This is a genomic window from Vibrio sp. SG41-7 (genome assembly GCF_014164465.1).
GTDB classification, from domain to species: domain Bacteria; phylum Pseudomonadota; class Gammaproteobacteria; order Enterobacterales; family Vibrionaceae; genus Vibrio; species Vibrio splendidus.
Genome location: NZ_JACJFF010000002.1, coordinates 32,176 through 54,827 on the forward strand (window position 1 = coordinate 32,176; position 22,652 = coordinate 54,827).

19 protein-coding genes are annotated in these 22,652 nt (G+C 44.9%); 15 read left to right on the forward strand and 4 right to left on the reverse strand.

Features of this window, described 5'->3' with window-relative positions; all coding sequences use genetic code 11:
* Positions 1-211: 211 nt before the first annotated feature.
* Together glnE and hldE are read left to right on the forward strand one after the other, a co-directional pair.
* Positions 212-3,061: a bifunctional [glutamate--ammonia ligase]-adenylyl-L-tyrosine phosphorylase/[glutamate--ammonia-ligase] adenylyltransferase gene (glnE, locus tag H5300_RS00790; protein WP_182795255.1), complete on the forward strand. Its 2,850-nt coding sequence runs from the start codon at positions 212-214 to the stop codon at positions 3,059-3,061.
* Positions 3,062-3,182: 121 nt separating this feature from the next.
* The gene (gene hldE / locus H5300_RS00795) at positions 3,183-4,613 is read left to right on the forward strand and encodes a bifunctional D-glycero-beta-D-manno-heptose-7-phosphate kinase/D-glycero-beta-D-manno-heptose 1-phosphate adenylyltransferase HldE (RefSeq protein ID WP_017088753.1); all 1,431 of its coding nucleotides are present in this window, start codon (positions 3,183-3,185) and stop codon (positions 4,611-4,613) included.
* A 129-nt stretch (positions 4,614-4,742) separates the two neighbouring features.
* On the opposite strand, the gene tolC is transcribed toward hldE, so the two are convergent.
* Complete coding sequence (gene tolC, locus H5300_RS00800) at positions 4,743-6,068, reverse strand: outer membrane channel protein TolC (protein ID WP_017091669.1); 1,326 nt, start codon at positions 6,066-6,068, stop codon at positions 4,743-4,745.
* Between the two features lie 227 nt (positions 6,069-6,295).
* On the opposite strand from tolC, the gene nudF reads away from it, so the two are divergent.
* From nudF to parC, 6 genes are all read left to right on the forward strand, one after another.
* Positions 6,296-6,925, forward strand: a complete 630-nt coding sequence (gene nudF, locus H5300_RS00805; RefSeq protein WP_017061425.1) for an ADP-ribose diphosphatase — start codon at positions 6,296-6,298, stop codon at positions 6,923-6,925.
* Positions 6,926-6,929: 4 nt separating this feature from the next.
* The gene (locus H5300_RS00810; protein WP_004736016.1) at positions 6,930-7,370 is read left to right on the forward strand and encodes a DUF1249 family protein; all 441 of its coding nucleotides are present in this window, start codon (positions 6,930-6,932) and stop codon (positions 7,368-7,370) included.
* 59 nt (positions 7,371-7,429) lie between these two features.
* Positions 7,430-8,254 carry a 3',5'-cyclic-AMP phosphodiesterase gene (gene cpdA, locus H5300_RS00815; RefSeq protein ID WP_017087494.1) on the forward strand — a complete coding sequence of 275 codons (825 nt, stop codon included), beginning with the start codon at positions 7,430-7,432 and terminating at the stop codon, positions 8,252-8,254.
* 1 nt (position 8,255) lies between these two features.
* The gene (gene yqiA, locus H5300_RS00820; RefSeq protein ID WP_182795256.1) at positions 8,256-8,861 is read left to right on the forward strand and encodes an esterase YqiA; all 606 of its coding nucleotides are present in this window, start codon (positions 8,256-8,258) and stop codon (positions 8,859-8,861) included.
* 239 nt (positions 8,862-9,100) lie between these two features.
* Complete coding sequence (parE, locus tag H5300_RS00825; protein ID WP_017084756.1) at positions 9,101-10,981, forward strand: DNA topoisomerase IV subunit B; 1,881 nt, start codon at positions 9,101-9,103, stop codon at positions 10,979-10,981.
* Between the two features lie 3 nt (positions 10,982-10,984).
* Entirely contained in the window at positions 10,985-13,243 is a 2,259-nt protein-coding gene (gene parC, locus H5300_RS00830; protein WP_004736005.1) for a DNA topoisomerase IV subunit A, read from the forward strand.
* A 184-nt stretch (positions 13,244-13,427) separates the two neighbouring features.
* On the opposite strand, the gene degS is transcribed toward parC, so the two are convergent.
* The 3 genes from degS to zapG form a co-directional block, all read right to left on the reverse strand.
* Positions 13,428-14,492, reverse strand: a complete 1,065-nt coding sequence (gene degS, locus H5300_RS00835; RefSeq protein ID WP_004736004.1) for an outer membrane-stress sensor serine endopeptidase DegS — start codon at positions 14,490-14,492, stop codon at positions 13,428-13,430.
* A gap of 158 nt (positions 14,493-14,650) precedes the next feature.
* Positions 14,651-16,006: a Do family serine endopeptidase gene (locus tag H5300_RS00840; RefSeq protein WP_004736003.1), complete on the reverse strand. Its 1,356-nt coding sequence runs from the start codon at positions 16,004-16,006 to the stop codon at positions 14,651-14,653.
* Positions 16,007-16,132: 126 nt separating this feature from the next.
* Positions 16,133-16,588 carry a Z-ring associated protein ZapG gene (gene zapG, locus H5300_RS00845; protein WP_004736002.1) on the reverse strand — a complete coding sequence of 152 codons (456 nt, stop codon included), beginning with the start codon at positions 16,586-16,588 and terminating at the stop codon, positions 16,133-16,135.
* 219 nt (positions 16,589-16,807) lie between these two features.
* On the opposite strand from zapG, the gene zapE reads away from it, so the two are divergent.
* The 7 genes from zapE to sspA all read left to right on the forward strand — a co-directional run bounded on the left by zapE (position 16,808) and on the right by sspA (position 22,648).
* Complete coding sequence (zapE, locus tag H5300_RS00850; protein ID WP_017077674.1) at positions 16,808-17,911, forward strand: cell division protein ZapE; 1,104 nt, start codon at positions 16,808-16,810, stop codon at positions 17,909-17,911.
* 246 nt (positions 17,912-18,157) lie between these two features.
* On the forward strand, positions 18,158-18,586 hold the full coding sequence (gene rplM, locus H5300_RS00855; RefSeq protein WP_010434689.1) for a 50S ribosomal protein L13: 429 nt from the start codon (positions 18,158-18,160) through the stop codon (positions 18,584-18,586).
* A 15-nt stretch (positions 18,587-18,601) separates the two neighbouring features.
* A complete protein-coding gene (gene rpsI / locus H5300_RS00860) occupies positions 18,602-18,994 on the forward strand; it encodes a 30S ribosomal protein S9 (protein WP_004740758.1) in 393 nt (130 codons plus the stop codon).
* A 331-nt stretch (positions 18,995-19,325) separates the two neighbouring features.
* Entirely contained in the window at positions 19,326-19,916 is a 591-nt protein-coding gene (gene petA / locus H5300_RS00865; protein WP_017072804.1) for a ubiquinol-cytochrome c reductase iron-sulfur subunit, read from the forward strand.
* Complete coding sequence (locus H5300_RS00870; protein ID WP_004729830.1) at positions 19,916-21,181, forward strand: cytochrome bc complex cytochrome b subunit; 1,266 nt, start codon at positions 19,916-19,918, stop codon at positions 21,179-21,181. Before petA ends, H5300_RS00870 begins: the two co-directional genes overlap by 1 nt.
* Positions 21,178-21,915 (forward strand): cytochrome c1, encoded by a 738-nt coding sequence (locus H5300_RS00875; protein ID WP_004729828.1) that lies wholly within the window; start codon positions 21,178-21,180, stop codon positions 21,913-21,915. Before H5300_RS00870 ends, H5300_RS00875 begins: the two co-directional genes overlap by 4 nt.
* A gap of 97 nt (positions 21,916-22,012) precedes the next feature.
* Positions 22,013-22,648: a stringent starvation protein SspA gene (sspA, locus tag H5300_RS00880; RefSeq protein WP_010434700.1), complete on the forward strand. Its 636-nt coding sequence runs from the start codon at positions 22,013-22,015 to the stop codon at positions 22,646-22,648.
* Positions 22,649-22,652: the final 4 nt, after the last annotated feature.

A 22,652-nucleotide genomic window follows, 5' to 3' on the forward strand; every position in this document is an offset into this window, starting at 1 on the left:
TTCGATAGCTAGGAAAGGCCCGATTCGATAAGTTAACCGATAAAACGCCCACATTGCTAATGTGGGCGTTTTTTATTGGCGTAACTTTGGTATAACTTATCCTTAGATATTAAAACGGGTTCTCAAAGCTCGTTGTTAAACTTGCCTGTTAAAACTATTTACTAAAGAACAGAACCAATTGTTCGGCGCGCAGCTTACACAAGGAAGAAACATGCTATTGCCTTCTCAACTCATCACTCACTCCCAGTCCGCTTTTGAGCAATTATTAGAGCATCAAAGTGAAGTCATCAATACTTGGTCTGAGCCACTGACTGAAGATCTTAAACGTGTACTCGGTTTAAGCTGTTTTGTTGGAGATTGCCTACAGCGTGATACGGTTTTATGCGGTGACTTACCTGATATGTTGGCATGCGAAGAACGTGCTAAAGCGTACCGAGAACGACTGGCTGAATTACTTTCTGGTTGCACCGATGAAATGAGCGGTCAACGCGTGCTGCGTCAATTCCGTAATCGAGAAATGACCTACATTGCTTGGCGTGATTTTTTGGGTGCGTGGGAGCTAGAGCAGAGCTTAAGCCATCTATCGATGTTGGCAGAGGCGATGATCTTTGAGACCTATCAGTGGCAGTATGATATTTGCTGTAAAGAGTGGGGCACACCTTGTAATGATCAGGGTGAAGCGCAGCCGATGTTGATCATCGGTATGGGCAAGCTTGGTGGCGGTGAGCTTAATTTCTCGTCTGATATCGATCTGATTTTTACTTACCCTGAGAATGGTGAAACACAAGGTGCACGACGAAGTATCGCCAACGCCCAATTTTTCACGCGTTTAGGGCAACGGATTATCAAAGCGCTTGATCAGCAAACCTTTGATGGATTCTGTTATCGAGTAGACATGCGTCTGCGTCCATTCGGTGAGAGTGGTCCACTGGTCATGAGTTACGCTGCGCTAGAAGATTATTATCAAGAACAAGGCCGAGATTGGGAACGCTACGCGATGGTTAAGGCGCGAGTGATGGGTAGTGAAATGTACCCTGAATATCAAGAGCTTCGCCAGATGTTGCGCCCGTTTGTGTTTCGTCGTTATATCGATTTCAGTGCGATCCAATCTCTGCGTCGAATGAAGTCGATGATCAGCAGTGAAGTTCGCCGTCGTAGCCTCTCTAATAACATCAAGCTTGGTTCTGGTGGTATTCGTGAAGTTGAATTTATTGCGCAAGTTTTTCAATTGATTCGTGGCGGGCGCGAGCCTAGCCTGCGTGGTCGAGGGTTACTAGAAACGTTAAGTGCTATTGAGTCTCTCAATTTATTAGAGACCAAAGAAGTCGGTCATTTACGTGAGGCCTACCTGTTTTTACGTCGCCTTGAAAACCTATTGCAAGCGATGTCTGACAAGCAAACTCAAACCTTACCAGATGGTGAGTTCGAGCAACTGCAGCTCGCTGTCGCAATGCAATTTGCTGATTGGGATAGTTTGATTACGGCAACTCGTGTTCATATGGCGAATGTACATACTGTTTTCGAAGATCTGATTGGTGTCGATGAAGACGACGCCAATCCAATCGCGAGTCACTTTAGTGAACTGTGGGATATGGCCCATAAACAAGACGTGATTGAGCAGGTTCTTGAGCATGACATCGCGATTGCCAACCCGCTGGAAGCGGCGAAAACCATTATCCAATTTAAAGCGGATTTAGCGAAGAAAACCCTTGGCCCACGTGGACGGGAGGTTTTAAATCGCTTGATGCCTAAAGTGTTCCAAGCGTTGTACACCGCCAAGGATGCAGAGTTTGGTTTGTCTCGAGTGTTGCATCTTCTCCATAAAATAGTCACGCGTACCACTTACCTTGAGCTATTGGATGAACACCCAGCCGCGTTAACTCAGTTAGTTCGTTTATGTACTGCGAGCCCGATGATTTCGGAGCAGCTTGGCCGTTATCCTATTCTATTAGATGAACTTATTGACCCTCAGCAACTCTATAATCCAGTACCTTTAGAGTCTTACAAGACTGAGCTACGAGATTACCTAGCTCGTATTCCTGAAGATGATATGGAGCAGCAGATGGAAGGTCTGCGTCAGTTTAAGCAGACTTGTATCTTGAGGATTGCTGCCGCGGATATTGCAGGTGCTCTGCCTGTCATGAAGGTCAGTGATCACCTGACCTATTTAGCCGAAGCGATTGTTGAGGCGGGTATTAACCAAGCTTGGTTACAAGTATCGGCCAAGTTTGGTGAACCGACTCATGTAAAAGATCGTGAAGGTCGTGGTTTTGCGGTTGTCGGCTATGGCAAGGTCGGCGGTTGGGAGCTGGGGTATAACTCAGACCTTGATATTGTCTTCATGCACGACTGTCCGGTACACATCTATACTGATGGTAAGAAAGAGATTGATGGACGCCAGTTTTATCTAAGATTGGCACAGCGAATTATTCATATTTTCTCAACGAGAACCGCTTCCGGTATTTTGTATGAGGTCGATACTCGTCTGCGCCCTTCAGGTGCCTCTGGTCTGTTGGTTAGCCCTACAGATGCGTTTGACGAGTATCAGCACAATGACGCGTGGACTTGGGAGCACCAAGCTCTAACTCGCGCTCGCATGATTTACGGCGATGACTTATTGGCTTCGGCATTCAACAAAACTCGCCATGAGGTTCTGTGCTTGGCTCGTGATGAGGCAACACTCAAAAAGTCCGTTGTGGATATGCGTGAAAAAATGCGCGGTCATTTAGGCGGTAAAAAAGCCGATCGGTTCATGCTGAAACAAGATGCGGGCGGTATTACTGATATTGAGTTCTTGGCGCAATATTTAGTGCTGAGATACAGCAACGAAAAACCTAAGCTCACCCGTTGGTGTGACAATGTACGAATCTTTGAAAGCCTGTTGTCACAGGGGATTATGGACGAGCAGCAAGGCATGGCATTAACCAATGTCTATACGACGTTAAGAGATGAAATCCATCACCGTAATCTACTCAACCTTGATGCGGATGTGGCGATTGAGAAGTTTGAGATGGAAAGAGAACATGTTGTTCAAGCATGGAAGCAATGGATGGAAGCTTAACCAAGTCATAACGTAGTGACTGATGTGTCTATCTTGATAGGCTTTTACTCATTTATCTATAGTTTAGCCACTGTAATCAGTGTGCTAGACTCTAGCCAGATTCGATTTTTGGAGATCCATAATGAAACCAATTCTACCTGACTACAGCCAATCAGGCGTTCTTGTTGTCGGTGACGTAATGCTTGACCGTTACTGGTATGGCCCAACTGGCCGTATTTCACCAGAAGCACCTGTACCCGTTGTGAAAGTAGAAAATAACGAAGAGCGTCCTGGTGGTGCTGCCAACGTAGCAATGAATATTGCCTCTCTTGGTGGGCATGCTCATATCGTTGGTTTGACTGGAAAAGATGAGCCTGCTGAGGTGTTAAAAAACACCCTAGGTGCACTAAAAGTTAAATGTGATTTCGTTGAGTTGGACGATTACCCAACTATTACTAAATTGCGAGTGATGAGCCGAGGACAACAGCTAATCCGCCTTGATTTTGAAGACAAATTTGAGAACACGGATCCCGAGCTTGTTTTGTCTCGCATGGAGCAAGCGCTTCCTAATGTACGTTCGGTCATCCTATCTGATTACGCAAAAGGTGCCTTGGAGCATGTGCAGAGCTTCATTCAAAAAGCACGTGCGGCAAAGGTTCCTGTATTCATTGACCCGAAAGGCGCAGACTTTGAACGTTACCGTGGTGCGACTTTGCTTACGCCAAATATGGCTGAGTTCGAGCTGGTTGCGGGCAAAGTAAAATCTGAAGAAGAAATGATCGAAAAAGGACTCGCGTTAATCGAAGAGTTTGATTTCGAGGCTTTGTTGGTAACGCGCAGCGAACATGGTATGACTTTGCTTCGCAAAGGTTTGGAGCCATTCCACTTGCCGACTCAAGCGAAAGAAGTGTATGACGTGACAGGTGCGGGTGATACGGTTATCTCGGTACTCGCGGCTTCTGTTGCTGCTGGTAAGCCACTGGATGAAGCGTGTGCATTAGCGAACGCTGCTGCAGGTGTGGTAGTTGGCAAACTTGGTACATCGACGTTGTCTACGATTGAGTTAGCGGAAGCGATTCATGGTAGCCAAGACACTGACTACGGCGTGATCTCTGAAGCGGCACTGGTTGAAGCGGTGAAACGTGCTCGTGCGAAAGGCGAGAAAGTAGTTATGACTAATGGTTGCTTTGATATTCTGCATGCCGGCCATGTTTCTTACATGAACCACGCGGCTGAGTTGGGTGATCGTTTGATCGTTGCAGTGAATACTGATGAATCAGTCAAACGTTTGAAAGGTCCTGGTCGCCCTGTGAACCCAACTGATCGTCGTATGGCGGTATTGGCTGGCTTAGGCGCTGTTGATTGGGTGGTTCCGTTTTCTGAAGATACACCTCAACGTTTGATCTCTGAGGTTCTACCAAGCATTCTAGTGAAAGGTGGTGATTACAAACCTGAAGAGATTGCTGGTGGTGAAGAAGTGATTGCGGCTGGTGGTGAAGTGAAAGTACTTAACTTTGAAGATGGTTGCTCTACGACTGAAATCATTAAAGCGATTAAAGGTGGTCGAGGCTAACTCTTAGCCTTCTCGTTTTCTAGTCTCAAGGCTTAACCTTTGAGTTAGGTTGAGAATTTGCTTTCAATAGATAATAAAAATGCCGCTCAATGAGCGGCATTTTTGTGACGGTAACTGAGTAATTAAGAATTACTTACTTGCTACTTTTAGACCTGCGTTTACATCAACAATGTCTTGTTCGCTTAGTGTACCAACCGCTTGACGAAGCTGAAGTACACTTAGGATGTAGTTGTAACGAGCATCTGAAAGGTTTTTGTTCGCATCGTATAGACGACGAGTCGAATCTAGTACGTCAACGATAGTACGAGTACCTACATCAAAACCTGCTTCTGTTGCTTCTAGAGCAGACTGAGCAGAAACAACAGACTGTTCGTAAGCGCGTAGAGCGCCAATCGAAGCTGTGATGTTGTTGTTGAATGCACGAACGTCTTTTACAACGCTACGGTAAGTTGCTTCTAGATCTTCACTTGCAGCAACGTAGTTGTATTCTGCCTGTTTAGTCAAAGAAGTCGTGTTACCACCCGTGTAAAGAGGCACAACTAAGTTCAAACCTAGGTTTAGGTTGTCTTGGTCATAGTCTTGAGAGCTGTTTGACTGATCTGCAAGAGAGTAGCTACCATCTAACGTTAAGCTTGGCAGGTGACCAGAGCTTGCTAGAGAGATGTTATCTTTTGCTACGTCTTGAGAGATACGTGATGCTAGAAGGCTCAGGTTCTTTTGCTCTGCTTGCTCAACTAAAGCAGATGCAGATTCAGAAGATTTACTTGCTGAGAAGCGATCAGTGTCTAGGATGCTTAGGTTAGAGTGTTCTTGACCTGTGATCTCACGTAGACCTTCGTAGTTATTAATCAGAGTGTTCTCTGCTAAAACTTCGTCAGCTAAAACGCCATCGTACTGAGCTTGTGCATCATGTACATCGGTGATTGCTGAAAGACCGACTTCAAAACGTTGCTTTGTTTGTTCTAGTTGACGAGCAACTGCAGCTTTTTCAGCACGAACAAATTCTAGGTTGTCTTGAGCGCGAAGTACTTCAAAGTACGCTGTCGCAACACGTAGGATCAAGGCTTGTTGCTCTGCCGCGTATGCTGAATCTGCTTGACGAGCTGTTTTCTCTGCCGTGTCTAGCGTGATCCAAGAAGAACGTTGATAAAGCTCTTGAGTGAAGCCGATAGCTGCTCCCCAAGTGTTGTTATCAATACTTGAGCTACCAGTACCTGATGTATCTCGGTCACCACGGTTAATGTCGTAGTTCGCTGTTAGGTTAATTTGTGGTAGCAAATCACTACGGCTTGACGTTACTGCTTCAAAAGCGGCATCGCGCTGCGCTGCTGAACGAAGAAGTTGCGGATCGTTCTGTTTTGCTTGGTCGTAAACTTCAGCTAGCGTATCAGCAAAAGCTGACGAACTCAGGCTGCCAATTGCTGCACTGATAAATAGTGGAAGCAGTTTTTTCATTTGCCTATTCCTGCCTTTAGTAGAATTTTCTTTAAAAGAGTTTAACCCAGTTTGGTGGTAATTTACTCGAAACTTTGCACTTTTTTACAGTTAACTGTCCACTTGTGCAATATTTATTTTTTAAAACTTAACTTTAATTATAAATTTTATATAAAAAGTTGAACCTTATCCTTGGTAGTTAACTCGGACAATGAGTAAACTATAAAGATCACTTAGTGAGGTACCAAATGCAACAGTATGACAATCAACGACATGAGTTTACTCCGCAAGATGTGGAAATAGTCTCAAAAGAGACGCTGTTTCGTGGTTTTTTCAAAATGGTTAAGTACACATTTAAACATAGACTGTTTGAGGGCGGCTGGAGCCAACCAATAGAACGAGAGATGTTTGAGCGTGGACATGCTGCCGCTTTGCTACCTTATGATCCTGTGCGTGACGAAGTAGTGATCGTCGAGCAGATCCGGGTCGGTGCTCTAGAGCATGAGAACCCATGGCAATACGAAATTGTTGCTGGGATCATTGATACCGATGAATCACCACAAGATGTCGCTCGTCGTGAAGCAATGGAAGAAGCCGGAGTCGAAGTCGGATCTGTATTGCCGATTACTTCGTATTACCCTTCATCTGGCGGTTGCTCAGAAAAGCTCGATGTCTTTGTTGGCTGTGTTGATGCAACGACAGCCAAAGGGGTACACGGATTGGACTACGAAGGTGAAGACATTCGTGTGCAAGTGATGAGTCGTGAAGCGGCTTATCAGTTGGTAAAAGACGGTGTGTTTGAAAATGGCGCCACGATCATTGCGCTACAGTGGCTACAATTGAACTACCAAGAATTACAGTCAGAGTGGATAGATTAACGTCATGCCAAATATAGCAGTCAAAAAACCGTATCATGTTGATCTTGCTGAATTGATGCGAGTTTACGAGACTAACTATGCCAAACTTAACGCTCTGTTACCGGTTGGGCATGAGGTTGGTGACGTTCGCTGTTACCAAGCCGTTAATATGGTGTATCAATTGACAGTGAATGAGGTCACAAAATACACCACTTTAATAGATATATGTCAGAGTGACGCGATGCCAGTGTTTCCTTTGCCAAAAATGTCTGTCAGGCTATATCACGACGCTCGAGTTGCAGAAGTGTGCGCTAGCGGGGATTTTTCTCGAGTTAAAGCGAAATATGACTACCCCAACACTAAGCTTTTGCAAAAGGACGAGAAATTTCAATTGAATAAATTTCTTGGGGAATGGTTAACGTTTTGTTTAAAAACGGGTATCAGCCGAACCCCAATTACCTTTTAATTGAACCTATTTAACAACACTTTTAAAGTCTAAACAGTAACGTATCTGGATTTGTTATTTTGGAATTATCACACACTTCAAAATTTGATGAGAGCACTATTAAGCTTGTGCAGCTAACGGACACGCATTTATTTGCGCCGAGCAATGGCAGCTTATTAAGCATCAACACTCAAGATAGCTTTCGTGCTGTAGTCGATGGCATTGTTAGTCAGGGCTTTGACTATCAAGCGATTCTAGCTACCGGTGATATATCTCAAGATCACAGTGCTGAGTCGTACCAAAAATTTGAGTCAGGGATAAAGCCTTTGGAAAAGCCATGTTACTGGCTACCCGGGAACCATGACTTCAAGCCTAATATGGGCAGTGTTTTACCATCACCACAAATACAGTGTGTTGAGCATGTCTTGCTAGGCGATAACTGGCAGATGGTTATGCTGGACTCTCAAGTGGTGGGTGTACCTCACGGGCGCCTTAGTGATCAACAACTTGATCTACTAGAACAAAAGCTGACTGAATTCCCTGAACGTAACACCTTGGTTTTGCTGCACCACCACCCTTTACTGGTCGGTAGTGCGTGGCTTGATCAACATAACCTGAAAGATGCTGAGCAGTTTTGGGATGTGGTTCAACAGCACACCAATGTGAAAGCGGTACTTTGTGGTCACGTTCATCAAGATATGAATCGCAATCATCATGGTGTACAAGTCATGGCAACCCCATCGACTTGCGTTCAATTCAAACCAAACTCGAACGACTTTGCGGTTGATACTTTATCTCCAGGCTGGCGAGAGATTGAATTGCACCAAGATGGAACGGTAACTACGCAGGTTCGCCGTTTGCCTAATGGGCAGTTCTCGCCAGACTTTGATGCAGGTGGTTACTAATATGCCGGACTTTTATCAGCAAGCCGCTAAGCCATCGCTGCTTCTCTATATTCACGGTTTTAACAGTTCGTCACGTTCCCACAAAGCGAACGTAATGGCAGATTACTGTGCGAAGCATCGCGCGGATATTAAAGTTGTGACGCCTCAACTACCGAGCTTCCCTCAGCAAGCAGCTTTGCATTTACAGCAGCTGGTGGAGCAATATAAAGATCAATATCAGATCGCGTTAGTCGGTAGCTCGTTGGGTGGCTATCTTTCAACATGGCTAAATAGTCATTATGGTTTCAAGGCGGTGGTTGTAAATCCAGCCGTGAAGCCGTATGAGCTTCTTGCTGATTATTTAGGTGAGCAAGTAAACCCATACACAGATGAACGATATGTGCTGGAAACAAAGCATATCGATGAACTGAAGGCGTTAGAGGTTCCGGCTATCGCTAAGCCGAGCGACTTCTGGTTACTTCAGCAAACGGAAGACGAAGTTCTGGATTACCGACAAGCGGTAGAGAAGTACCAAGGTGCAACACAGACAGTAGAAGAGGGCGGGGATCATAGCTTTGTTGATTTTGAACGTTACCCACAACAAATCGTCACTTTTCTAAACCTCTAATCTGTTTCATCAACAGAGTGATTTTCTCTTGTTTGCCTGTTATTTCATCTATCAATGGTGAAATATCATAGTTTGATGTCTTAGTTTTTGAACTAGCTTGACATCATTACTCAGCTTCCAGACTATATTCCCCAATACTTCGCTCGTTCGCTCTACTATGAAGGTTCATAGTAATGATTCTGCTTTAGTGAAACTAGAGCCAGTGAACAGACGCAAACTTTTTGAGTAAACTCCGTATTATGACTGAACAATATAATGCAAAAGACCTCGAGGTACTTGAAGGTCTCGATCCCGTGCGACACCGCCCGGGAATGTATACAGAGACAGAAAGACCAAACCACCTTGCCCAAGAAGTCATTGATAACTCGGTCGATGAAGCACTAGCGGGACACGCTAAAAAAATAAAAGTTGTGCTTCATGCTGACCAATCGTTAGAAGTTACCGATGATGGCCGTGGTATGCCGGTTGATATCCACCCGGAAAAAGGCATCTCGGGTGTTGAGCTGATTTTAACTAAGCTCCACTCAGGCGGTAAATTTTCAAACAACAACTATAAGTTTTCAGGTGGTTTGCACGGGGTAGGTATCTCGGTGGTAAACGCGCTGTCAAAACGTGTTGAAGTAACGGTTCGCCGTGACGGTCAGGTACATGAAATCGCCCTTGAGGGTGGTCATGCCGTAACCGACCTTACTGTTACGGGCACTTGTGGTCACCGCAATACCGGTACTACCGTGCATTTCTGGCCAGATCCAAAATACTTCGATAGCTCTAAGTTCTCTGTTTTACGCCTTATTAATAACCTGCGAGCTAAAGCCGTACTTTGCCCGGGTTTAGAAATCACCTTTATCGACAAGGTTGGCGGTGAAGAACATAAATGGTTCTATGAAGACGGCCTAAAAGACTACCTTGCCGAAGGCGTGAAAGGTTACACCTTACTGCCTGAAGAACCTTATGTTGGCGAATTCGTTGCTGAAACGGAAATGGCGAACTGGGCGATCATTTGGCAGCCAGAAGGCGGTGATATGATCACCGAAAGTTATGTGAACTTAGTACCAACTAAGCAAGGTGGTACACACGTAAACGGTCTTCGACAGGGTCTGCTTGATGCAATGCGTGAGTTCTGTGAGTTCCGTAATCTTCTCCCTCGTGGCGTTAAGTTGACGGGTGATGACATTTTTGACCGTTGTTCTTACGTTCTATCTGTGAAGATGCAAGATCCACAATTTGCGGGTCAAACAAAAGAGCGCTTATCTTCTCGTCAAACTGCTGCGTTTGTGTCTGGTGTAGTGAAGGATGCTTTCAGCTTGTGGCTGAATGAAAAGCCTCAGCTAGCAGAATTACTTGCAGAAGCTTGTATTGCTAACGCACATCGTCGTATGCGCGCAAGCAAAAAGGTTGTACGTAAAAAGATTGCTTCTGGACCTGCACTGCCGGGTAAGCTAACCGACTGCTCGGTTCAAGATTTAAGCCGTACCGAAATCTTCTTCGTGGAAGGGGATTCGGCGGGTGGTTCTGCTAAACAAGCACGTGATCGTGAGTTCCAAGCGGTTATGCCACTTCGCGGTAAGATCCTAAATACGTGGGAAGTGTCAGCAGACCAAGTATTGGCTTCACAAGAAGTACATGATATTTCAGTTGCTCTGGGCATCGACCCAGATAACGATGATTTGTCAGGCCTGCGTTACGGTAAGATCTGTATCCTTGCCGATGCGGACTCGGATGGTCTTCATATCGCGACACTGCTATGTGCACTATTTACTCGCCATTTCCATGCATTGGTTGAAGCGGGTCATATCTATGTGGCAATGCCTCCTCTGTATCGTATCGATTGCGGTAAAGAAGTGTTCTACGCACTCGATGACGCAGAGAAAGATGGTGTACTTGAGCGACTATCGCAGAAAAAAGCCAAGATCAACGTGCAACGATTCAAAGGTCTGGGTGAAATGAACCCACTTCAGTTACGTGAAACCACGATGGATCCAAATACTCGTCGTCTTGTCCAATTAACGATTGATGACAACGACGCGACCAACGAGATGATGGACATGCTGCTTGGTAAGAAACGTGCAGATGATCGCCGTACATGGCTACAGACTAACGGTGATATGGCCGAGGTATAATGGATGTCTAACGAAATTACATATGATGGCGTTGAACAGTTGCCAATGCGCAAGTTCACCGAAGATGCCTACTTAAATTACTCAATGTACGTGATCATGGATCGTGCATTGCCGTATATCGGTGATGGCTTGAAGCCAGTACAGCGTCGTATTATCTATGCGATGTCTGAGCTAGGCCTATCCGCTGCATCAAAATATAAAAAATCAGCTCGTACGGTTGGTGACGTGTTAGGTAAGTATCACCCACACGGTGACTCTGCTTGTTACGAAGCGATGGTACTGATGGCGCAACCCTTCTCTTACCGCTACCCATTGGTGGATGGTCAAGGTAACTGGGGTGCTCCGGATGACCCGAAGTCGTTCGCTGCGATGCGTTATACCGAAGCAAAACTGTCGAAGTTTGCGGAAGTCCTGCTTGGTGAATTAGGTCAGGGAACCGTTGATTGGCAACCCAACTTTGATGGCACAATGAAAGAGCCTCAGATGTTGCCAGCACGCCTTCCTCATATCTTGCTTAACGGCATCACAGGTATTGCGGTTGGTATGGCGACCGACATCCCGCCTCACAATGTACGTGAAGTGGCGAACGCGGCGATTCATTTGATTGATACGCCGAAAGCTGAACTTCCAGATGTGATGGGTTTCATTCAAGGCCCAGATTATCCGACAGAAGCTGAAATTATTTCGCCGAAGTCGGACATCGAAAAGATCTACCGTACAGGCCGTGGCAGCATCAAGATGCGCGCGGTATGGCACAAGGAAGGCTCTGATATCGTTATCACGTCTTTACCTCATCAAGTGTCAGGTGCGAAGTTACTTGAGCAAATCGCTAACCAGATGCGAGCTAAGAAGCTCCCTATGGTTGACGACTTGCGTGATGAATCAGATCACGAGAACCCAACGCGTATTGTCGTGGTTCCTCGTTCAAATCGTATCGACTGTGACCAACTGATGAGTCACTTATTCGCGTCGACGGATTTAGAGAAAAACTTCCGCGTTAACTTGAACATGATTGGTTTAGATAACCGTCCTCAAGTTAAAGGCTTAGTTCAAATCCTGAAAGAGTGGATTGAGTTCCGTCGTACGACCGTTCGTCGTCGTTTGCAGTACCGTTTAGATAAAGTACTGGCACGTTTGCACATCTTAGAAGGCTTACTTGCCGCTTATCTAAATATTGATGAAGTGATTGAAATCATTAGAACAGAAGACGAACCATGTCCTGTTTTGATGAACCGTTTCAACATTTCTGAAATTCAAGCCAATGCGATACTCGATATTAAACTTCGTAACTTAGCTAAGTTAGAAGAATTTAAAATTCGAGCTGAGCAAGAAGAGCTTGAAGCTGAACGTGAAAAGCTTGAAAAGCTACTCGGTTCAGAGCGTCGCTTGAATACGCTGATCAAAAAAGAAATCCAAGCAGATGCAGATAAATACGGCGATGATCGTCGCTCACCGTTGATTGAACGTGCTGAAGCAAAAGCGTTGACTGAGCGTGATTTAGTTCCAAGTGAGCCAATTACTGTCGTGCTTTCTGAGAAAGGTTGGATTCGTCATGCTAAAGGGCATGAAGTTGACGCTGAAGGTTTGAACTACAAATCAGGTGATAAATTCTTAGCAAGCACTAAGGGTAAGAGTAACCAACAAGCGGTGTTCCTCGGCAGTGATGGCCGAAGCTATTCCCTTGAATCTCACTCACTGCCATCGGCGCGAAGCCAAGGTGAGCCAATTACAGGCCGCTTGAATGTCAGCCCTGGTACTTCTATTCGCCAAGTGGTGATGGGAGAGAATGAACAGCTATGGTTAGTCGGTTCTGATGCGGGTTATGGTTTTGTTTGTAAAGGTAGCGATCTGCTGTCTAAGAACAAGAGCGGTAAAGCGTTGGTTAACTTGCCACAAGCTTCTGAAGTGATGTTGCCAAGCCCGATTGCTGACTTGGACTCTAACCAGATTCTGGCGATTACTAACCAAGGTCGTATGTTGTTGTTCCCGATTAAAGACCTACCTCAGTTGAGCAAAGGTAAGGGTAACAAGATCATCAACATTCCTTCTGCGAAAGCAAAAGAGCGTGAAGAGTTTGTCTCGCATCTAATGGCTATCCCAGAGAATGCGACGCTGACAATCTATGCGGGTAAACGCAAACTTGGCTTGAAACCTGCGGATCTTGAAAATTTCCGTGGTGAACGTGGTCGTCGTGGTGGTTTACTACCTAGAGGACTACAACGAGTGACGCGCATTGATATCGATGAACCTAGCGACGCTTAGTTATGACACTCTTAGCTATGACACTTAGCTATGACGCTTAGTTATATAGTCAGTTTTCATTGAGTTTATAATTAGCTTTGATTGATAAAAGAAAACCCAGCTTAAGAGCTGGGTTTTTTGTGTCTGGAAGTTTAACAGTGTGGGGTCGCTAACTTCATGTGAGCAATCAACATTCGTATATAGGCTATAGGCGTGTATCTTCAGCGATAGTCACCTTGAGGGTCTTGTTTTCACCTTTGCGTAATACACCAACATCAATGACAGTACCTGGGCGCAGGTCAGTAACAATGTCCATTACGCTCTGTCGTCCGCTAATCTGGGTATTATTGATGCTGACAATAATATCTTGTGCTTCAAAGCCTGCATCAGCCGCAGGACCGTTCGGGTCTATCCCTAGTACCACAATACCGCCGATATTCTTATTGCCGAGTAAGCGTGACGTCACCGAGTTGATGTCTTGTCCGTCTATGCCAATATAACCACGAATCACACGACCATCAGCGATGATTTTTTGCATGATTTTATTCGCTAGTGGGTAGGGGATAGCAAATGAAATCCCGTAGGTTTCCATGTCGGTAGCTTGTTGGAAAGACGCGGTATTGATACCGACTAACTCACCTTGTGAATTGACAAGTGCACCACCGGAGTTACCTTCATTGATTGCCGCATCGGTCTGGATAAAGGCTTGATGACCATCTGCACTGATTGAAGAGCGACCGGTTGCCGAGATAATACCAAAGGTTGTGGTTTGACCTAGGTTATACGGGTTACCGATAGCGAGAACCACATCTCCGACATTTGCAGTGTAATCTTGGTTCAGTGGAATCACTGGTAAGTTGTCACCGCTGACTCTGAGTATCGCGATATCGGTGCGCTTGTCTGAACCGACAAGCTGTGCGGCGGCTACTCGTCCGTCTTGAAGTGCCACAACTATTTGGTCGGCTTGAGCAACAACGTGAAAGTTGGTAATGATGTAGCCTTTTTCGCTAACAATGACTCCTGAACCCAAACCTTGAGTCAGTAGCTTATTGCGATCGCTTTCTGCGTATTTACGACTATAAATATTGACCACAGCGGGTGCAGCACGTCGCACCGCTTGGTTAAATGAGATCTGAAGAGAGCCAATATTATCGACTTGAGGACTAGTGACATCTGAAACTATAGCTGGCCTTAAGCTCGGAAATGCGAGAAGAATAAGTGCCGCTGAAACGAGTCCAAGGGAAATAGAACGAAATAGAAAGGACAGCATGTTTCCCTCTTCAACAAGTAAGGTATGGAGCATCCGTCAATGGATGACTGACTTGATTACGAGTGAAGCATAGCATTTTGATTGATCTAAAGAAAAGGGAGACTGAGTAAGTTTAAAGCAAACTTACTAAGCCTCCCTGTAATTGCGCTGACGTATGACTATCGAATAACTAGATAGATAGTCCTGTCGCCTCTTTGGATATTAAGCGCCAACACGCCAGGTTGTTTTTCAAGAATCTTTCTAAATTCAGCAAGGTTCTTAACGGGTTGGCGGTTTACCCCGATGATGATGTCATCTTTAAGAAGTTGATAGGCTTCTGCTGGCGAACCTTGAGCGACACTTGATACCTTGACGCCTGTCGTTGAGTCGCTGTCGGTTGTGTTGGTGAGCTCTGCACCGGCAAGTCCTTCATGGAGTTTTTCAGCTTGTGTCTTACTATTGGTGGATTCACCCAGAGTCACATCAAAGGTCATATTCTTTCCGTCACGAACGACACCAAGTTCGATCTGTTTACCTGCGCCGAGGGTTGCGACTTTGGCTCTTAACTCGCTAAAAGTATCAATACGCTTACCATTAATAGAGACAATAACATCGCCCGCTTTCAGTCCGGCTTTGTCCGCAGCACTGTCGGGTACAATTTGGCTGACAAAGGCACCTTTGCTGGATTCATAACCAAGCGCTTCCGCCAATTCAGAGGTGACCTCTCCGCCTTGAACACCCAGCATACCGCGTTTTACTTCACCGAAATCGAGAATTTGTTCTGTCAGGTTTTTCATCATATTGGATGGGATTGCAAAGCCGATACCGACATTGCCTCCGTTAGGGCCAAGGATAGCCGTGTTGATACCAATCAGCTCACCGTTGAGATTCACTAACGCACCTCCAGAGTTACCACTGTTGATAGCGGCATCGGTTTGAATGAAGTTTTCAAAGTTCTCTAGATTTAGGCCGCTACGACCGAGTGCAGAAACGATCCCGGATGTCACGGTTTGACCGAGTCCAAATGGGTTGCCGATAGCGACACTGAAATCACCGACTCTTAACTTGTCGGAGTCTGCAACTTTTATCTGGGTAAGGTTCTTGGCTGTTTCGAGTTTTAATAGCGCGATATCCGACATCTGGTCGCCGCCGATCAGCTCGGCATCGTACTCTCGACCATCATGAAGTTTTACTTTGATATCGTCGGCACCATTGATGACATGGTAATTGGTGACAATATGGCCTTTCTTGGCATCAATGATCACACCAGAACCTAGCCCGCGGAATGGGCGTTCTCGTGTCTGTTCTGGACCAAAAAAGAATTGAAATTGTTCAGGGATTTGCTGACGTTGTACCTGTTTGCCTTCTACGGCAATACTAACCACAGCGGGGGTCACTTGTTCAAGCATAGGTGCAAGGCTTGGTAATTGTTCATTACCCACACTTAATGGCAGTGCGGCCGTTGCTTGAATGGGGGTGATGATTGAACTTAAGCTTAAAGTCAGTACCGATAAAGCAAGCAAAGGTTTTTTCATCATAAACTCCTCTCTAGTTAAGGTCTTGCCTCTCTCATATTTATGAAAAATATGAGAGGTTTCAAATGACCTGAGTGAAAGTTATGACTCAAAAACCTTTGTAAAGTTCACAGAAGTGTTAAATGTTTACGATGCTTTTGCTGTAACGACATCGGGAGCATCCATGATTTCTTTCTTCTGCTCTGTAAATAAACCGGTTGCGCCATTAGCGTAATCTTTCGGTTGTTCTTCAAGTGTCGCCTCTTTAACTGAAGGCTTGTCTTGTGGTTTATCCGAATGGGCTGCGGCTGTTTTCACAAATGGATTATCTTGCTCTGGCAGATTAGGGATCAGCTCTGAGCTTGTTTTTTCCATGTGTTGGTACAGTTTTGTGTAGTCCTTACCTAAGGTGTCCAACATTTCTGCTGATTTCGCAAAGTGGTCAGCTAGCTCTTGTCGCTGCTGTTCAAGGGCAAACTTTGCGCTATCTAATTCTTTCTGTACGTTCTTTTGTTTTTTGTATTCAGGTGTCATGAGACGAGAAATAGCGACCCCTAAAATAACTCCGACTAGTAAACCGGCAACGGCATACATCCAAGGCATAACAGCTCCTTATTATTGTTTTTTAACATGTTTGTTACTGCTTAGTTACACGTGATACGGCTCCATGGTACTATGAGAAAGCCGCAGTATAAAGAGAAATGCGTGTGCGCTAGTTAGCAGTTTGATGCTGCATTATTCACCGCATAGCGACATATCTCGTACTGTTTGGGCTCATTTTTATTTGCTGTCTGATATTGCTTTCATTGTGGAAATGTCGTCATGAATCCCATTAAAAAATACGAACAAGATATAAAAGAACATGGATTTCAAAGAGATCCAGCACAAGAGCAAGCCGTTAAATCTTTAGATGAACTCTTTCATCAATTCCAAGATTACATGAATACGCCTATTCCTCAACTGACTCGATTCCAGAAATTAATGGGCAAAAAGCCAGAACTGCCAGAGCCACCAAAAGGCCTCTATTTTTGGGGTGGCGTCGGGCGCGGTAAAACGTACTTAATGGATACGTTCTACGATGCCTTACCGACCACAAAAAAAATGCGTGTTCACTTTCACCGCTTTATGTATCGAGTCCATGATGAGCTAAGGGCGCTAGGTAATGTTAGCGACCCGTTGCCTTTAGTCGCAGATAAGTTGAAAGAAGAAGCGGATATTATCTGTTTTGATGAATTCTTTGTTTCAGACATCACGGATGCCATGATCTTAGGAACTTTGTTCCAAGAGTTATTCGCTCGAAACGTTATCTTAGTTGCAACCTCTAATATTCCACCTGCGGATTTGTATCGTAACGGGTTGCAGCGAGCGCGTTTCTTACCCGCTATTAAGCTTATTCAAGGCAATTGTCATATTCTTAATGTCGATAGCGGAATCGATTATCGTCTTCGTACGTTAGAGCAGGCTGAGATCTATCATTACCCGCTGGATAGCCAAGCGAACATCAACCTCGAAACATATTACGCGCAGCTCGTTGGTGAAGATAAAGAGAAACTCAAACAGATTGAGGTCAATCACCGTCAACTGGATGTAGTCGAAGCAAGCGATGGTGTACTACATGGCACGTTTGCTCAGCTTTGTCAGTCGGCTCGCAGCCAGAATGACTATATTGAGCTGTCTAGGGTTTATCACACGGTTCTGCTGGCTGATGTGTTGCAAATGGGTGCGACTTCAGATGACGCAGCAAGACGCTTCATTGCGTTAGTTGATGAGTTCTATGAGCGTAACGTGAAATTGATTATTTCAGCGGAAGTGGAGCTAGAAAAGCTATATACCCATGGTCAGTTAGAATTTGAGTTTAAACGTTGTCAGTCGCGTTTAATCGAAATGCAGAGCCATGAATATTTGGCAAAAGAACACTTAAGTTAGCTTTGATTATCTCGAATAAGAAAGAGAATTAAAAAAATCGTGATTTTGTTCAAAAAGAGGTGATTTTTTCTTCGCTCTTCTCTAGAATCCTGCGACCGACCGTTACGGCGGGCCTCTAGCGATGAGTAAAATCACGTTATGCCAAGAGTTTTCCAACACTCGAAGGGGTGATGATGGTAACTCTTAGACAGTGGGAATACGCGAGTATTCCTTAAGTGTAAATTTTTTAAATAGGTAATTATTAGCATGAAAACTTTCGTTGCTAAACCAGAAACTGTAAAACGCGACTGGTATGTTGTAGACGCTGAAGGCAAAACTCTTGGCCGTCTAGCAAGTGAAATCGCTTCTCGCCTACGCGGCAAGCACAAAGCAGAATACACTCCTCACGTAGACACTGGTGATTACATCATCGTTGTTAACGCTGAGAAAGTAGCTGTGACTGGTAACAAAGCTAAGGGTAAGGTTTACTACCGTCACTCTGAGTTCCCAGGTGGTCTTAAGACTATCACTTTTGAAAAGCTAATTGCTAAGAAACCAGAAATGGTTCTTGAACTAGCAGTTAAAGGTATGCTTCCACGTGGTCCTCTAGGCCGCGCGATGTACCGTAAGCTTAAAGTATACGCTGGTACTGAGCACAACCATGTTGCTCAACAACCACAAGTACTAGACATCTAATTGGGGATTAAGACAATGGCAGAGAATCAATACTACGGCACTGGTCGTCGCAAAAGCTCAGCAGCTCGTGTTTTCATCAAACCAGGCTCTGGTGAGATCGTAATCAACAAGCGTAGCCTTGATGTTTACTTCGGTCGTCCAACTTCTCGTATGGTTGTTAAACAACCTCTTGAGCTAGTTGAACTAACTGAGAAACTTGACCTTTACATCACTGTTTCTGGTGGTGGTATTTCAGGTCAAGCTGGCGCAATCCGCCACGGTATCACTCGTGCTCTTATGGAATACGATGAAACTCTACGTCCTGCTCTACGTGCAGCTGGCTATGTTACGCGTGACGCTCGTTGCGTTGAACGTAAGAAAGTTGGTCTACGTAAAGCACGTCGTAAACCTCAATTCTCTAAGCGTTAATTTTTCCTTACCGAAAAATACACGCGACCAGTTTTATTACTGGAATTGTGGTTCAAAGCTCGGCTATATGCCGGGCTTTTTGTCTTTCTGGCCCCCGCTAAACGCTTCCCCCTCCTCGTTTTATTCCTAAATTCTTATATTTTGAAAGCTTTTGTAACCCAATGTGCGCTTTGCCTCATGATTGTTACAAAAAGGTAGCTTTATCTTGTCAAAAAGTAGGGTTTTATTTATCATTTGCCGTCAATAAATAGAACTAAATACATATTTTGTTAGCCATGCTCTTTAATCGGAATTATTTCAATCCATAAGGAGCAAATGGGAGAATGTTTGGATGAGCAACGCGCCTTTAAATAACGGTCGCAGGCGTTTCTTAACCGCAACAACAGCCGTTGTTGGTGGTTTGGGAGCAGCTGCTGTAGCCGTGCCTTTTATTAAATCATGGAACCCGAGTGCCAAAGCGAAAGCTGCGGGCGCGCCGGTGGAAGTGGAAGTCAGTAAGTTAGAACCGGGACAAATGGTTCGTGTCGAGTGGCAAGGTAAACCTGTATGGGTTGTACGCCGTGCTGAGTCGGTACTAGAGAACCTAAAAGCGATCGGTGGTCAACTTCGTGACCCTCAATCTGAAACTGAACAACAACCAGACTACGCACAGAACGAGTTTCGTTCTATTAAGCCGGAGTTCTTCATTGCTGTTGGTTTCTGTACGCACTTAGGTTGTTCTCCAACTTACCTGCCAGATTCTTTTGCAGAACAAGTTCAGGGCGTTAAGTCTGGTTTCTTCTGTCCTTGTCATGGTTCAAAGTTTGATATGGCAGGTCGAGTATTCCAAGGCGTACCAGCCCCATTGAACCTTGTAGTGCCAAAGCATATGTATTTGAGTGACACTAAGATCATGATCGGTGTGGACGAGGGAGACGCATAATGCAAGGATTGCTTGATTGGGTAGAAAAACGTCTACCCGCAATGAATGCTTATAAAAAGCATTTATCTGAATACCCAATGCCTAAGAACTTTAACTTTTGGTACCTTTTCGGTTCTTTGGCAATGTTGGTACTGGTTAACCAAATCCTTACAGGTATTTGGCTAACAATGAACTACGTTCCGTCTGGTGATGGCGCGTTTGCATCTGTTGAATACATCATGCGTGATGTGGAATACGGCTGGTTACTGCGTTACATGCACTCGACAGGTGCTTCGGCATTCTTCGTGGTTATCTACCTGCATATGTTCCGTGGTCTAATCTACGGTTCTTACCAAAAGCCTCGTGAGCTACTTTGGCTCTTCGGTATGCTGATCTTCTTAGTGCTTATGGCTGAGGCTTTCATGGGTTACTTACTACCATGGGGGCAAATGTCTTACTGGGGTGCTCAGGTAATCATTTCTCTGTTTGGTGCGATTCCTGTTATTGGTGATGACCTAACGCTTTGGATCCGTGGTGATTACATCATCTCTGGTGCAACGCTGAACCGATTCTTCGCTCTGCACGTTATCGCTCTACCAATCGTACTTCTGCTGCTTATCGTACTTCACGTACTAGCACTGCACGAAGTGGGTTCGAACAACCCAGACGGTATCGAGACTAAGCTTCCTAAAGGCACAATGGGCGACGACTACAAAACTCAGTTCCCATTCCATAAGGATTACACTAAGAAATACGACATCATTGACTCTGTTCCTTTCCACCCATACGGGACGGTGAAAGATATGGTCGGTGTTGCTGGTTTCCTATTCTTGTTCTGTTACGTGCTGTTCTTTAACCCAGAGATGGGTGGATACTTCCTTGAGCCGCCTAACTTCGAAGCTGCTAACCCACTGAAAACACCTGAGCATATTGCTCCAGTTTGGTACTTCACGCCGTTCTACGCTGTACTTCGTGCTGTTCCTGATAAGCTGATCGGTGTAGTTGCAATGGGTGCATCTATTGTTGTGCTATTCCTACTGCCATGGTTCGACCGTTGTAAAGTGCGTTCTTACCGTTACCGTAGCAAACTGCATTTGATTAACATCATCCAATTCACAATAAGCTTTATTGCGCTTGGTGTACTTGGTGCGCTTCCAGCAACGCCAACGTATACGCTACTGGCTCAGATCTTTAGCTTAGGTTATTTCATGTTCTTCGTTCTACTGTGGTTCTACAGTAAAAATGAAGCGACGAAACCATTACCAGAAAGGGTGACATTCAAATGAAAAAGTGGATTGTAATTTTATTTGCTATGTTGCCGTCACTGGCGATGGCAGCGGGTGCAGGCGTACCATTAGACAAAGCAAACAATGATTTAACAGATAAAGCCTCATTGCAAAATGGCGCTAAGATGTTCATGAACTACTGTTTTGCTTGTCATTCAACGCAGTACCAGCGTTATGAACGTGTTGCGAATGATTTAGAGATCCCTGTAGATCTAATGAAGGAAAACCTGATTTTCGACCCTGAAGCGAAAATCGGTAGCTTGATGGTTAATGCTATGCCCTCTGATCAAGCGGCAAGTTGGTTTGGTGCTCCGCCACCAGATCTAACTTTGGTTGCTCGTGTTCGTGGCGCAGATTGGCTATACACGTACCTTCGTACCTTCTATGAAGACCCATCTCGTCCGTTTGGCGTGAACAACATTGTTTTCCCAAGTGTTGGTATGCCGCACGTTCTTGAAGAGCTGCAAGGTATTCCAACACCAATCTACGATACTCATATGGTAGATGGCGAGGAAGTGACAACTGTTGTTGGTACTGAAACTGACGGTTCTGGCGAATTAAGTGCTGGTGAATACGACGAAGCAGTTCGTGACCTTGTTAACTTTTTGGTTTACTCGGGCGACCCAGTTCAACTTGAGCGTCATGCAATGGGTTGGTGGGTAATGGCCTTCTTAGTAATCTTCACTATCATCGTGATTTTGCTGAAGAAAGAGTATTGGCGTGATGTGCACTAATTGTGCTATAATACCGTGCTAATTCCCAAATTATGTTAATGTTCAATGGAGGCTTTAGGCCTCCATTGTTTTTATTTAAAGTGTACTGGAGGGCTCCATGGCTGTAGCTGCCAATAAACGTTCTGTAATGACTCTTTTCTCAAGTGCTTCTGATATGTATAGCCATCAGGTGCGCATTGTTCTTGCTGAAAAAGGCGTAAGTGTTGAAGTTGAGTTGGTTGATGAAAAAAATCTACCAGCAGAGCTTGTTGAACTGAACCCGTACAAATCAGTACCTACTCTTATTGATCGTGAGCTTGCTTTATATGACTCAAAGATCATTATGGAGTACTTAGATGAGCGTTTCCCTCATCCACCGTTGATGCCTGTATACCCGGTTGCTCGTGGTAATAGTCGTCTAATGATGTACCGCATTGAGCGTAACTGGTATTCAGTTGCAGAGAAGATCGTTAAAGGCAACGCTGAAGAATCTGAAGCAGCTCGCGTTAAACTGCGCAACGACCTACTGACTCTTGCTCCTATCTTCGCTGAGTATGAATACTTCATGAGCGAAGAGTTTAGCCTAATTGATTGTTACCTAGCTCCTCTACTATGGCGTTTACCTGAGCTTGGTATCGAATTAATTGGCCCTGGTTCTAAAGAGCTTAAGATTTACATGAACCGCGTATTCGAACGTGATTCATTCCTAGCTTCTCTAACTGAAGCTGAGCGTGAGATGCGACTCGTTCGCTAAGCGT

Excerpts from the sequence above, each read along its gene's own strand:
- rplM (WP_010434689.1), top strand. The coding sequence starts at position 18,158 with ATGAAAACTTTCGTTGCTAAACCAGAAACTGTAAAACGCGACTGGTAT.
- hldE (WP_017088753.1), top strand. The coding sequence starts at position 3,183 with ATGAAACCAATTCTACCTGACTACAGCCAATCAGGCGTTCTTGTTGTC.
- nudF (WP_017061425.1), top strand. The coding sequence starts at position 6,296 with ATGCAACAGTATGACAATCAACGACATGAGTTTACTCCGCAAGATGTG.
- sspA (WP_010434700.1), top strand. The coding sequence starts at position 22,013 with ATGGCTGTAGCTGCCAATAAACGTTCTGTAATGACTCTTTTCTCAAGT.
- H5300_RS00870 (WP_004729830.1), top strand. The coding sequence starts at position 19,916 with ATGCAAGGATTGCTTGATTGGGTAGAAAAACGTCTACCCGCAATGAAT.
- zapE (WP_017077674.1), top strand. The coding sequence starts at position 16,808 with ATGAATCCCATTAAAAAATACGAACAAGATATAAAAGAACATGGATTT.
- tolC (WP_017091669.1), bottom strand. The coding sequence starts at position 6,068 with ATGAAAAAACTGCTTCCACTATTTATCAGTGCAGCAATTGGCAGCCTG.
- H5300_RS00810 (WP_004736016.1), top strand. The coding sequence starts at position 6,930 with ATGCCAAATATAGCAGTCAAAAAACCGTATCATGTTGATCTTGCTGAA.
- glnE (WP_182795255.1), top strand. The coding sequence starts at position 212 with ATGCTATTGCCTTCTCAACTCATCACTCACTCCCAGTCCGCTTTTGAG.
- H5300_RS00840 (WP_004736003.1), bottom strand. The coding sequence starts at position 16,006 with ATGAAAAAACCTTTGCTTGCTTTATCGGTACTGACTTTAAGCTTAAGT.
- parE (WP_017084756.1), top strand. The coding sequence starts at position 9,101 with ATGACTGAACAATATAATGCAAAAGACCTCGAGGTACTTGAAGGTCTC.
- H5300_RS00875 (WP_004729828.1), top strand. The coding sequence starts at position 21,178 with ATGAAAAAGTGGATTGTAATTTTATTTGCTATGTTGCCGTCACTGGCG.
- rpsI (WP_004740758.1), top strand. The coding sequence starts at position 18,602 with ATGGCAGAGAATCAATACTACGGCACTGGTCGTCGCAAAAGCTCAGCA.
- petA (WP_017072804.1), top strand. The coding sequence starts at position 19,326 with ATGAGCAACGCGCCTTTAAATAACGGTCGCAGGCGTTTCTTAACCGCA.
- degS (WP_004736004.1), bottom strand. The coding sequence starts at position 14,492 with ATGCTGTCCTTTCTATTTCGTTCTATTTCCCTTGGACTCGTTTCAGCG.
- zapG (WP_004736002.1), bottom strand. The coding sequence starts at position 16,588 with ATGCCTTGGATGTATGCCGTTGCCGGTTTACTAGTCGGAGTTATTTTA.
- parC (WP_004736005.1), top strand. The coding sequence starts at position 10,985 with ATGTCTAACGAAATTACATATGATGGCGTTGAACAGTTGCCAATGCGC.
- yqiA (WP_182795256.1), top strand. The coding sequence starts at position 8,256 with ATGCCGGACTTTTATCAGCAAGCCGCTAAGCCATCGCTGCTTCTCTAT.